The 12,066-nt window shown below is 64.5% G+C and carries 11 protein-coding genes; all 11 read left to right on the top strand.

Going from position 1 to position 12,066, the window contains the following annotated elements:
- Genes A5790_RS06385 through A5790_RS06335 form a run of 11 tightly spaced genes read left to right on the top strand, consistent with a single transcriptional unit; the run spans position 1 to position 12,058 of the window.
- Positions 1–870 carry an ABC transporter permease gene (locus tag A5790_RS06385; protein ID WP_066841968.1) on the top strand — a complete coding sequence of 290 codons (870 nt, stop codon included), beginning with the start codon at positions 1–3 and terminating at the stop codon, positions 868–870.
- Between the two features lie 4 nt (positions 871–874).
- Positions 875–2,092 (top strand): MCE family protein, encoded by a 1,218-nt coding sequence (locus tag A5790_RS06380; RefSeq protein ID WP_064418135.1) that lies wholly within the window; start codon positions 875–877, stop codon positions 2,090–2,092.
- Positions 2,089–3,120, top strand: coding sequence for a virulence factor Mce family protein (locus A5790_RS06375; protein ID WP_064418136.1), 1,032 nt, complete (start codon positions 2,089–2,091; stop codon positions 3,118–3,120). Before A5790_RS06380 ends, A5790_RS06375 begins: the two co-directional genes overlap by 4 nt.
- A complete protein-coding gene (locus A5790_RS06370) occupies positions 3,117–4,694 on the top strand; it encodes an MCE family protein (RefSeq protein WP_064418137.1) in 1,578 nt (525 codons plus the stop codon). The genes A5790_RS06375 and A5790_RS06370 overlap by 4 nt, the downstream gene beginning before the upstream one ends.
- Before the next feature lie 10 nt (positions 4,695–4,704).
- Positions 4,705–6,342: a virulence factor Mce family protein gene (locus A5790_RS06365; RefSeq protein WP_066841966.1), complete on the top strand. Its 1,638-nt coding sequence runs from the start codon at positions 4,705–4,707 to the stop codon at positions 6,340–6,342.
- Positions 6,342–7,493, top strand: a complete 1,152-nt coding sequence (locus A5790_RS06360; RefSeq protein WP_369816181.1) for a virulence factor Mce family protein — start codon at positions 6,342–6,344, stop codon at positions 7,491–7,493. Before A5790_RS06365 ends, A5790_RS06360 begins: the two co-directional genes overlap by 1 nt.
- 3 nt (positions 7,494–7,496) lie before the next feature.
- Positions 7,497–9,065, top strand: a complete 1,569-nt coding sequence (locus A5790_RS06355) for an MCE family protein (RefSeq protein WP_064418140.1) — start codon at positions 7,497–7,499, stop codon at positions 9,063–9,065.
- Positions 9,035–9,682, top strand: a complete 648-nt coding sequence (locus tag A5790_RS06350; RefSeq protein WP_064418141.1) for a hypothetical protein — start codon at positions 9,035–9,037, stop codon at positions 9,680–9,682. Before A5790_RS06355 ends, A5790_RS06350 begins: the two co-directional genes overlap by 31 nt.
- Positions 9,683–9,687: 5 nt before the next feature.
- A complete protein-coding gene (locus A5790_RS06345) occupies positions 9,688–10,662 on the top strand; it encodes an RDD family protein (RefSeq protein ID WP_066842049.1) in 975 nt (324 codons plus the stop codon).
- Positions 10,659–11,210 carry a mammalian cell entry protein gene (locus tag A5790_RS06340; protein WP_066841964.1) on the top strand — a complete coding sequence of 184 codons (552 nt, stop codon included), beginning with the start codon at positions 10,659–10,661 and terminating at the stop codon, positions 11,208–11,210. Before A5790_RS06345 ends, A5790_RS06340 begins: the two co-directional genes overlap by 4 nt.
- A complete protein-coding gene (locus A5790_RS06335) occupies positions 11,177–12,058 on the top strand; it encodes a mammalian cell entry protein (protein ID WP_066841961.1) in 882 nt (293 codons plus the stop codon). The genes A5790_RS06340 and A5790_RS06335 overlap by 34 nt, the downstream gene beginning before the upstream one ends.
- Positions 12,059–12,066: the final 8 nt, after the last annotated feature.

Here is a 12,066-nt window from a genome sequence, read left to right as displayed (position 1 = left end):
GTGTCTACGACAACGGTCCTGCGTTCTCGGTTTCCGCGGGGGTTCAGCCGTGCCCAAAGCGTCGCGAGTGCACCCGCGCGGTTCCTCGACAGCGTCGGGCACGTCGCGTGGTTCGTCATCACCTCTGTCGGGTCGATCGGCCACGCACTGCGCTACTACCGCAGGGAGACGCTGCGTCTGATCGCCGAGATCGGCATGGGCACGGGCGCGATGGCCGTGATCGGCGGGACGGTCGCGATCGTCGGCTTCGTGACCTTGTCCGGTTCGTCGCTGGTCGCGATCCAGGGCTTCGCCTCGCTCGGCAACATCGGTGTCGAGGCCTTCACCGGCTTCTTCGCCGCGTTGATCAACGTGCGTATCGCGGCACCGGTCGTCGCGGGTCAGGCGCTGGCCGCCACGGTCGGCGCCGGTGCCACCGCGGAGCTGGGCGCCATGCGCATCAGCGAGGAGATTGACGCTCTCGAGGTGATGGGAATCAAGTCCATCTCTTATCTTGTCTCGACCCGAATCATGGCCGGGTTCATCGTCATCATCCCGCTGTACGCGATGGCGATCATCATGAGCTTCTTGTCAGCGCAGGTCACTACTACGTTGTTCTACGGCCAGTCGACCGGCACCTACGACCACTACTTCCGCACGTTCCTGCGTCCGGATGACGTGTTCTGGTCGTTCATCCAGGCGGTCATCATCTCGATCATCGTGATGCTAAACCACTGCTACTACGGCTACTTCGCCAGCGGCGGTCCGGTCGGTGTGGGTGAGGCCGTCGGTCGCTCGATGCGTGCTTCGCTGGTGGCCATCGTTTGTGTGGTCCTGTTCGCCTCGTTGGCGCTTTACGGCGTCGACCCCAACTTCAACCTGACGGTATAGCGCCATGACCGCACCCCTGAACAATCCGCGCACACCGCCCTACAAGCTGGCCGGGATCGTCCTGACCATCTTCGCGATCGGCGCGTTGATCTTCGTGTATTTCCAGTTCCGCGGGGAGGTTCCGTGGCTGCCGCGCGAGAAACTCACGCTGTTGTCGGGGCGTGCCGGCCTGTCGATGGACCCCGGCGCGAAGGTGACCTACAACGGCGTGGAGATCGGCAGAGTCGGCGCTGTCGACGTGGTCGACGTCGGTGGTGAGCCGAGAGCGAAGATTCTCCTCGAAGTCGACCCCAGGTACCTCGAGCTGATTCCGAAGAACGTCGATGCCAGCATCGACGCCACGACGGTGTTCGGCAACAAATATGTCAACTTCTCGAGCCCGAAAAACCCCACCGAGCAACGCATCACGTCGTCGGACGTGATCGATGTGACGTCAGTCACCACCGAGTTCAACACGTTGTTCGAAACCGTCGTCTCTGTCTCGGAGCAGGTCGACCCGATCAAGCTGAACCAGACGCTGGCCGCGACAGCCGAGGCCCTCGACGGGCTGGGCGACCGGTTCGGGCAGTCGATCATCAACGGCAACGAGATCCTCACCGACGTGAACGCCCGGATGCCCGAGCTCCGCCGCGACACCCGGCTGCTCGCCGACCTCGGCGAGGTCTATGCCGACGCGGCACCCGACCTATTCGACGGGTTGGAGAACGCGGTGACCACAGCCCAGACGCTCAACGAGCAGCAAGCCAACATCGACCAGGCGCTGATGGCGTCGATCGGTTTCGGCAACACTGGGGCCGATATCTTCGAGCGCAGCGGGCCGTATCTGATCCGCGGCGCCGAGGATCTCGTCATCACATCGGAGTTGCTCGACGAGTACAGTCCCGCGCTGTTCTGCACAATTCGAAACTTCCACGACGTCGAACCCAGGTTCGCAGCCTCACTGGGCGGGAACGGGTACTCCCTGAGAACGCTGTCCACAATCGCGGGCGCCGGTAACCCATATGTTTATCCGGACAACCTCCCGCGGGTGAACGCCCGGGGCGGCCCGGAGGGCCGGCCGGGCTGCTGGCAACCCATCACGCCCGAGCTGTTCCCTGCGCCGCTCCTCGTCGCGGATACCGGTGCGTCGAACGCGCCGTACAACCATTTCGAACTGGGCCAGCCGCTGCTGATCGAATACGTCTGGGGACGTCAGGTGGGGGAGTACACGATCAACCCATGAAAATCACCGGTACTGCCATCAAGCTCGGGGCCTTCTCTCTGGTGCTGCTGCTCTTCACGGCGATGATCGTCGTGGTGTTCGGTCAGATGCGCTTCGACCGCACCACCGGGTACACGGCGATATTCTCCAACGCGAGTGGCCTGCGTGCCGGGCAGTTCGTCCGTGCCTCGGGCGTCGAGGTTGGCAAGGTTTCCGGGGTCGAGCTGATCGACGGGGGATCGAAAGCGAAGGTGGACTTCGCCGTCGACCGCTCGCTGCCGCTTTTCGAGGGGACGACCGCGTCGGTGCGGTATCTCAACCTGATCGGCGACCGCTACCTGGAGCTCAAGCGGGGAGACAGCGACAGGCGGATGCCCGGCGGTGCCACCATACCGATCGAGCGCACCGAACCCGCGCTCGATCTCGACGCGTTGATCGGCGGATTCCGGCCGGTGTTCCGAGCCCTCGATCCCGAAAAGGTCAACAGCATCGCCCAGTCGATCATCACCGTCTTCCAGGGGCAGGGCGGCACGCTCAACGACATCCTCGACCAGACCGCGTCGCTGACATCCGCGTTGGCCGACCGGGACCAAGCTATCGGAGAGGTGATCCGCAATCTCAACACCGTGCTTGACACGACCGTGCGCCATCAACGGCAGTTCGACGAGACCGTGCAGAACTTCGAAACATTGATCACCGGGCTGAAGAACCGCGCCGATCCGATTGCCACTTCGGTGGCCGGAATCAGCGACGCGGCCGGGACGGTCGCCGATTTGCTCGCCGACAATCGCCCGCTGTTGCAGAGCACGATCAGCTATCTGGAGGCGGTTCAGCAGCCCCTGGTAGAGCAGCGTGACGAACTCAACAACATCCTCGTCAGACTGCCAACCGCATTCAAGATCATCGGACGCAGTGGCGGTATCTACGGCGACTTCTTCAACTTCTACTCTTGCGACATCTCGTTGAGAATCAACGGGTTGCAGCCCGGCGGGCCGGTCCGCACGGTCAAGCTGTTCAGCCAGCCATCGGGTAGGTGCACGCCACAATGAGGACGCTCGAAGGGTCGGATCGGGTCCGGAACGGACTGATGGGGATCATCATCGTGATTTTGGTGATCGGCGTGGGACAGAGCTTTGCCAGCGTACCGATGTTGTTCGCGCAACCCACCTACTATGCGCAGTTCTCCGACACCGGTGGTATCGGCGAGGGCGATAAGGTGCGCATCGCCGGTGTCGACGTGGGCCTCGTCAAAAGCATGCGGATCGACGGCGATAAGGTTGTCATCGGTTATTCGCTGGGCGGCACCCAAATCGGGAAGGACAGCCGGGCCGCCATTCGCACTGACACGATTCTGGGCCGTCGCAACATCGAGATCGAACCGCGCGGCACCGAACCTCTGCGCGCAAACCAGGTGCTGCCGCTCGGGCAGACCACCACGCCGTACCAGATCTATGACGCATTCTTCGACGTGACGAAGGCGGCCTCGGATTGGGACACTCAGACCGTCAAACGCTCGCTCAATGTGTTGTCGGAAACGATTGATCAGACCTCACCCCATCTGAGCGCCGCGCTCGACGGGGTTGCCCGCTTCTCTGACACCATCGGTAAGCGCGACGAGGACATCAAGCAACTGCTGGCCAACGCCAATAAGATCGCCGGCATCCTTGGCAGCCGCAGCGAGCAGATCAAGAACCTATTGGTAAACGCGCAAACGCTGCTCGGCGCCATCAACGAGCGCAACTACGCGGTCAGCATGCTGTTGGAGCGGGTCGGTTCGTTCTCCGAACAGGTCAAGGGTCTGATCGACGACAACCCCAACCTGAACCGCGTCCTCGAACAGCTACGGGTAGTCAGCGACGTGCTGCGCGAGCGCCAGTTCGACTTACAGGAAACGCTGATCACGGTGGCGAGTTTCGCGGCGTCGTTAGGCGAAGCGTTGGCCTCCGGTCCCTACTTCAAGGTCATGCTGGTGAACCTGCTACCGGGCCAGATCCTACAACCGTTCATTGACGCCGCCTTCAAGAAGCGCGGTATCGATCCAGAGAAGTTCTGGCGCGACGCTGGCCTGCCCGCCTGGCGTTTCCCGGACCCGAACGCCCAGGGTTTCGAAAACGGCGCGCCGCCGCCGAGCCCCGCAGTGATCGAGGGCACCCCGGAGAACCCCGGACCCGGTGTGCTGAAGGGTTCGCCGTGCTCGTACACGCCACCGGCCGACGGGCTGCCGCGGCCCGGCGACCCGCTGCCGTGCGCCGACCTTTCGGTGGGACCGTTCGGCGGTCCCGCATATGGGCCGCCCAATGTGGCCACCTCCGACCCGAACATGCACGGCCCGCAACCGTCGCCGGGCGTGCCCGCCGCCGCGATCCCCGGTCAGATTCCGCCGAGTGTGCCTGGGGCGCACGGCCAGCTTCCGCCCGCACCGCCGGGGGCCCGCACCGTGCCCGTCGGGCAGGACCCTTCGCAGCCCCCATTGCCCGCGGACTTCACGCCCGGCATCGCCCCGCTGCCACCCGCGCTGCCAGCGCCCGCGGTCCCGGGACCTGGTCAGCAACTGGCGCCCGCCGGACAACCGCCCTTACCGGGAAACCCGCCGTTCCTCCCGCCGGGTTCGCAGCAGGGTTAGGGGATAGCAGATGTCGACAATTTTCAACGTCCGAAACATGAAGTTGCCCGCGCTGTCCCGGGCGACGATCGTCATCGGTGCGCTGATCGTGATTCTCGCGTTGGTGGCCGCCTTCGTCGGGTACAGCCTGTACAAGAAGCTGACGACGAACACGGTGGTGGCCTACTTCAGCGACACTCTGGCGCTGTATCCGGGCGATAAGGTGACGATAATGGGCGTGCGGGTCGGCGAGATCGAAACGATCGAACCGGCCGGCGACCGGATGAAGGTCACCTTCAATTACGCGAACTCCTACAAGGTGCCGGCCAACGCCACTGCGTCCATCCTCAACCCGAGCCTGGTGGCGTCGCGCAACATCCAGTTAGCGCCGGCCTACACGGGCGGCCCGGTGATGGAAGATGGTGCCGTCATCCCGATCGACCGCACCCAGGTACCTGTCGAGTACGACGAGCTGCGGGACTCCATCAATCGGATCTTGACGGACCTGGGCCCAACTCCCGAACAGCCTCGAGGCCCGTTCGGCGACATCATCGATTCGGCCGCCGATGGATTCGCGGGCAAGGGTGAGCAGCTCAACAGGACGCTCAACAACCTGTCAGAGGCGCTCTTCGCGCTCAACGAGGGGCGCGACGACTTCTTCAGCGTGGTCAAGAGCCTGGCACTGTTCGTCAACGCCCTGTATCGCAGCGATCAGCAATTCGTGGCGCTCAACGACGACCTAGCTACATTCACCAACGCATTCACCAACACCGACCGCGAGTTGGCCAACGCCCTTCAGGATCTGAACGAGCTGCTGACGACGACCCGTCAGTTCTTCGACCAGAACGCGGAGGTGTTGACCCACGACGTGAACAATCTCGCCGAGGTGACAACTGCGATTCTTCAGCAGGAGCCGCGCGACGGACTGGAAACCGCGTTGCACGTGTTCCCCAACCTCGGCGCGAACTTGGTCAACATCGTCTCACCGGTCACCGGCGGCATTAACAGTTATGCCGTGATCAACAACTTCGCTAATCCGCTGCAGTTCATCTGTAGTGCCGTTCAGGCCGGTAGCCGGCTCGGATACCAGGAGTCGGCAGAGATGTGCGCGCAGTACCTGGCGCCGATCCTGGACGCGATCAAATTCAACTACCTGCCGTTCGGTGTCAACCAGTTCAGCTCCGCGATGACGCTGCCGAAGCAGGTTGCGTACTCCGAGCCACGGCTAAAGCCGCCGGCCGGTTACAAGGACACGACGGTGCCGGGCATCTGGTCGCGGGACACGCTGTTCTCTCACGGCAACCATGAGCCGGGCTGGGTCGCCGCACCGGGCATGCAGGGCATCGACGTGCAGCCGTTCACGGCGAGCATGATGACCCCGGAATGCCTAGCGGAATTGTTGGGCGGACCCGACTGCCCGATCCCCGCCGCGCCGCCTGCGTTCGGGACGACGCGCGACGGCAACCTGCCCGGTCCGCCGAACGCGTTCGACCAGAACAACCCGCTGCCGCCGCCGTGGTACCCGCAGCCCGGACCACCACCGCCGCCGGCGCCGGGCGTTATTCCAGGCGACCCGGGTGGAGCGGCGATGGCCGGCCCGGTACCGGCTCCCGCCGCCGGCGCCCCCGCACCCGCGGGCCCCCCGCTTCCAGCAGAGGCAGGTCGATGATGATCGCGCTCAAATGGAGAAGGCTCGCGCAACGCGCTCTCGCGCTCGGGGCGGTCGCTCTGGTGCTGAGTTCCTGCGGTTCCTGGAAGGGCATTGCCAACGTGCCGCTGCCCGGGGGCCCGGGTACCGGTTCGAATGCGACGACGATTTACGTGCAGATGCCGGACACTCTGGCACTCAATGTCAACAGCCGCGTGCGAGTGGCCGACGTCTACGTCGGTCGAGTACGTGCCATCGAACTCAAGAACTGGGTCGCGACCTTGACCCTCGATGTCGAGCCCACAGTGGAGTTGCCGAAGAATGCGCTGGCACGAATCGGGCAGACGAGCCTTCTCGGCTCGCAGCATGTAGAGCTCGAATTACCGCCGGATCCATCACCCCAACCGCTGCGTGACGGTGACACGATCCCACTGCAGAACGCGTCGGCTTTTCCGACCACCGAGCGGGTGCTGGCGAGCATCGCCTCCATCCTGCAGGGCGGCGGGGTGCAGAACCTCGAGGTCATCCAAACCGAGATCTACAATGTGCTCAACGGCCGAGCCGATCAGATCCGCGATTTCCTCAGCAAGCTGGATACGTTCACCGACGAGCTGAATCAGCAGCGTCAGGACATCACCCGCGCGATCGAGTCGACAGACCGACTGCTGTCGATCGTTGCCCAGCGCAACAACACGCTGGACCGGGTGCTCACCGAGTTCCCGCCACTGATCAAACATTTCGCGGATACCCGCGATCTGTTCGCCGACGCGGTCGAGGCGATCGGCCGGATCAGCGTCGCGGCCGACAACGCGGTGGCGCCGGCCAGCGAAGATCTGAATACCAACCTCGTCAACCTTCAGCGGCCGCTCAAGCAACTGGGCCGTGCTGCGCCGTATGTCATCGGTGCGCTCAAGCTCCTGCTCACTGCACCCTTCTCGATCGAGAACGTCCCGAAGGCAATTCGCGGTGATTACGTCAACGCGTCACTCACGGTCGACTTGACACTCTCAGCGCTCGATAACGCTGTCCTGTCGGGCACCGGCATATCGGGCATGCTGCGTGCACTTGAACAGTCCTGGGGTCGCGATCCGGCGACGATGATCCCAGATGTGAGGTTCGTGCCGAATCCGCACAATGCGCCGAACGGCCCGCTGGTCGAAAGGGGTGAGTAAGCGGTGCTGACCCGGTTCATCAAATTCCAGCTGACGCTGTTCTCCATCCTGACGATTGTCGCCATCGTGGTACTGGGTTGGTATTACCTGCGGGTTCCAAGCATTATGGGTATCTCGCAGTACGAGTTGAAAGCCGAACTCCCGCGCTCGGGCGGGCTCTACGCGACCGCCAACGTCACGTACCGCGGAACCCAGATCGGCAAGGTGACGTCGGTCGAGCCCACCCAGACCGGTGCGATAGCCGTGATGAGCATCGACAACCGATTCAAGATCCCGGCTGATGCGACCGCCAACGTCCACTCCGTGTCAGCAATTGGAGAGCAATACCTGGACCTGGTGTCAACCGGCAACCCGGGTCAGTACCTGTCGCCTGGTTCGACCATCACCGACAGCACCGTGCCCAGTGAAGTGGGTCCGGCACTCGATGCGGCCAACCGGGGCCTGGCGGTATTACCGAAAGAGAAGATCGACACGCTGCTGACCGAGACCTCGCAGGCCGTCGGGGGTTTAGGCCCGGCGCTCCAGCGGTTGGTCGACTCGACGACCAATATCGCGCAGGGGTTCCAGCAGAATTTGCCGCAGGTCAACGACATCATCGAGAACGCAGCACCGATCCTGGACAGCCAGGTCCAGTCGGGCGACAACATCGAGCAGTGGTCGCGTAACCTCAACATCCTGGCAGCGCAGTCTGCCGAGCAGGATGCTGCGCTGCGCAGCGGACTGCAGCAGGCCGCCCCGACGCTGGATCAGGCGAATGCGGTATTCGGTGGTGTTCAGGAGGCGTTGCCTCAGACGTTGGCGAACCTCACGATCGTGATCGACATGCTTAAGCGCTATCACAAGGGCGTCGAACAGTCGTTGGTTCTCTTACCTCAGGGCACTGCGGTGGCGCAGGCCGGCACGATATTCGAGGGTTACGGCCTCCTGCCCTTGACTCTCGGAGGGATTAACCACACGCCGCCGTGCTTCACGGGTTTCCTGCCGGCGTCCGAGTGGCGCTCGCCCGCCGACACCAGCATGGCGCCGTTGCCGCGCGGCACATACTGCAAGATTCCTCAGGAGTACCAGGGTAACGTGGTTCGCGGTGCGCGTAACTATCCGTGCGCTGACATCCCTGGCAAGCGTGCAGCGACGCCGATGGAATGCCGCAACAACGAACCGTATGTTCCGTTGGGCACGAACCCGTGGTACGGCGACCCCAACCAGATCCTGTCCTGCCCGGCTCCGGGCGCCCGCTGCGACCAAGGTGTCAACCCCGGCCGTGGTGTCATCCAGGCGCCGTCGGTCAACAGTGGCATGAACCCCGCACCGGCTAGTGACCTGCCGCCGCCGAATTCGTCGGCGCCGGTCAGCGACCCGCTGAGCCCTCCCGGACAGGGCAACGTTGTCTGCAGTGGACAGCAGCCCAACCCCTGCGTCTACACTCCCGCTCCAGGGCCACCCGGCTCCACAGCGGTGTACAGCCCGACCAGCGGCCAGGTGGTCGGACCCGACGGCGTGAGGTACAACGTCAGCAACTCGAATAGCACAGGAGACGACGGATGGAAGGAGATGCTGGCACCCGCCAGCTGAACCCCACCGATGCTGATGAGACGCCCGACGAGTCGTTAGCAGTATCCCCAGACAGCGAAGCTACCGAGAACCCGGACAGCCCCGAGGACGGGACCCCGGCCAAGCCCCGCCGCCCGTCGCGGATCGGCCGCGGTCTGGCCGTCGGCATCTCCGCGGCGCTGCTGGTGCTGGCCACCGCCGGCGGCGTCGCGGGATTCCTGTTGCTCAAGAACGACCAGAAGGTGGTGGCCGGTGACCGTGCGGAGGCCGCCGCACTGCAGGCGGCCAAGGATTGTGTGGCGGCGACGCATGCCCCGGACACCGCCGCCATGACCGCGGCTCAGTCCAAGATCATCGAGTGCTCGACCGGCGACTTCGCCGTCCAATCCTCGCTTTACGCCGGCGTGCTGGTCGATGCGTACCAGGCCGCGAACGTACAGGTGCAGGTGTCGGATATGCGAGCCGCGGTGGAGAAACACAACGGCGACGGGACATTCGACGTCCTCGTCGCGGTCCGGGTGAAGGTCACCAATTCCGATGTCGCCGATCAGGAGCAGGGCTATCGGCTTCGCGTGAAGATGGCGCCCGACGACGAAGGCACCTACAAGATCGCCAAACTGGACCAGGTCACCTCGTGACGTCGTTGACCGCTGTGCATGAAGCACCCGTAGATCCGGTGGCCGCTGGCGAGGCCGTCGACGAAACGGTGGCCGCGTGGTCGGCCAGGGCCGGCGCATTCGCCGTCGACATCCTGACCGGGCTCGCGGTGCTGGTGACGCTGGCGGTGGTGTCGTTGACCGCACCGCAGCGTAGCTCGTTGTGGTGGGGCTACCTGATCGCGATGGGCGTGGTGGTGCTGGCGATGGCGGTGAACCGCCTGGTGCTGCCGGCGGTGGTGGGATTCTCGCTGGGGCGGGCGCTGTTCGGGCTCGCGGTCCGCAAACGGGACGGTTCGCCGGTGGGAGTGTGGCGGCTGCTGCTGCGCGAGGTCGCTCACCTCCTGGACACCGCCGCCCTGTGCGTCGGATGGTTGTGGCCGTTGTGGGATAGGCGCCGCCGGACCTTCGCCGACCTGTTGGTGCGCACCGAGGTGCGTCCGGTCCAACCGCCGGAGCGCAACATCCGGAAGTTGACCGCGATCGTGCTGACCGTCGCGACGCTGGCTTGTGCAGCCGCGGTCGGGGTGAGCTATTGGGTGGTGTACCGGCACGAACGCGCGGTGGACGAGACCAAGCAGCAGATCGCCGAACAGGGTCCTCGGATCGTGGAACAGATGCTCAGCTTCAAGCGCGACACCATGGCAGAGGATTTCGCGCGTGCACAGTCGCTGACCACCGACGGCTACCGCGAGCAGTTGATCGCCCAGCAGAAGGCCGGCCAGGACGCCGGTGTCAGCTCGAACGAATACTGGGCGGTGAGCAGCGCCGTGCTGAAGGCGACGCCGGACGCGGCCGAGATGCTGCTGGCCATGCAGGGGCAGCGCGGCGACAATCCCCAGGAGTTGAAGTTCATCACGGCGACCGTCCAGGTCGAGTTCGAGAAGTCCCGTGACGGGCAGTGGCGCGTCGCCAAGCTCACCGTGTTGAAGCGGCCGCAGATGAACGCGCAGGGCCAATGAGTCCGCGGCGCAGGGTCGACGCCGACGAGCGCGACTTCTTCGAGGTGGAGCCCAAGCCGCCCCGCCGCTGGGGGCTGCCGATCATCTCGGCCGTCGCCTCGCTTCTCATGGCAGCCGCAATCACGGCGGGTTCGCTGATGTTGGTCAGCCACGAGAACGACCGCCGCACGGTGGCCGACGACCACGCCGCGCTGGTGTACGTCAGTGAGTTCATGACCGAATACACGACGTTGGATCCCTTCAACGCCAACGCCTATGTGGAACGGATCCTCACGAATGGCACGGGCGATTTCGCGAAGATGTTCAAGGAGAAGCAGAACGAGATCCTGATCCAGGTCGCGCAGGCGGAGCCGACCAGCGGCACCGTGCTGGCCGCAGGCGTGCAGCGGTGGAACGACAACGGCAGCGCCGACATCCTGGTCGCGACCAAGGTTTCCCAGAAGGCGCCAGACGGCAAGTCGACGGTCGAGAGTGGAAGTCGTTGGGTGGCAACGACTATCAAGGAAGGACAGCAGTGGAAGATCAGCCAGCTGATTCAGGTGATCTGACCACCGACTCCTCAGCGGAATCCACCCCGGCACCGCGTCGGCGTCGGTGGTTCTTCGGGCGTCGCAAGACGGAAGGCCCTGCCGCCGCGGCGGATACGGAAGCAACAGAGGAAGCGCAAGAAGCGGAGCCGTCGGCGCCGCGGCCGGTCGGCAAGGCGAAACGCCGCGGCCGGGCGCGTGTCGACGACGGGGGCACCGAGATCGCGACCGAGGAGGCGAAACCGCAAGTCACCGAGCCGGAATCGCCGGCGGCCGATGACGTCGCCGAGGAACCGGGCGCCCCAGACGAATCCGAGGTCACGCCGCAGGATGTGCGGTTCGCTCCGCACCGGCCCGCGGGCAAGCGGCTCATCGCCGCGATCGTCGCTGCCGCGGCCCTGTTCGTCGGTGCTGCCGCGTTCGCCGCGTCGACCCTGCAGCCCTACTTGTCGGAGCGAGCCGAGATCAACACCAAACTCGACGTCGCTCGCACCGCGGCCAGCGCGATCTCCACGCTGTGGACCTACACGCCGGACAATATGGAGACGTTGCCGGAGCGGTCGGCGGCGTTCCTCGGTGGCGACTTCGCCTACGAGTACCGCAAGTACATTGACGCGATCGTCGCGACGAACAAACAGGCGCAGGTCACCAACACCACGCAGGTGATGGGCGCGGCGGTGGAGACGCTGACCCCCGACGAGGCCACCGCGATCGTCTACACCAACTCTGTGGCCACCAGCCCGATGAGCAAGAACATCCCGTCGCTGCGCTACCTGTCCTACCGGTTGACGATGGAGCGCCGGGATGCGAAGTGGTTGATCACTCGCATGTCGACCATCACATCGCTGGACCTGACGCCGCAGCTGTAACCCCGGAG

The organism is Mycobacterium sp. 852002-51152_SCH6134967 (assembly GCF_001667105.1).
In the GTDB taxonomy this organism is placed as follows: domain Bacteria; phylum Actinomycetota; class Actinomycetes; order Mycobacteriales; family Mycobacteriaceae; genus Mycobacterium; species Mycobacterium neumannii_A.
The sequence above is the reverse complement of the archived record's forward strand: the minus strand, read 5'-3'. Positions and strand labels throughout refer to the sequence as shown.

What these genes read in the sequence shown, in the direction of transcription:
- A5790_RS06380 (WP_064418135.1), top strand. Translation starts at nt 875, where the DNA reads ATGACCGCACCCCTGAACAATCCGCGCACACCGCCCTACAAGCTGGCC.
- A5790_RS06340 (WP_066841964.1), top strand. Translation starts at nt 10,659, where the DNA reads ATGAGTCCGCGGCGCAGGGTCGACGCCGACGAGCGCGACTTCTTCGAG.
- A5790_RS06375 (WP_064418136.1), top strand. Translation starts at nt 2,089, where the DNA reads ATGAAAATCACCGGTACTGCCATCAAGCTCGGGGCCTTCTCTCTGGTG.
- A5790_RS06360 (WP_369816181.1), top strand. Translation starts at nt 6,342, where the DNA reads ATGATCGCGCTCAAATGGAGAAGGCTCGCGCAACGCGCTCTCGCGCTC.
- A5790_RS06350 (WP_064418141.1), top strand. Translation starts at nt 9,035, where the DNA reads ATGGAAGGAGATGCTGGCACCCGCCAGCTGAACCCCACCGATGCTGAT.
- A5790_RS06365 (WP_066841966.1), top strand. Translation starts at nt 4,705, where the DNA reads ATGTCGACAATTTTCAACGTCCGAAACATGAAGTTGCCCGCGCTGTCC.
- A5790_RS06370 (WP_064418137.1), top strand. Translation starts at nt 3,117, where the DNA reads ATGAGGACGCTCGAAGGGTCGGATCGGGTCCGGAACGGACTGATGGGG.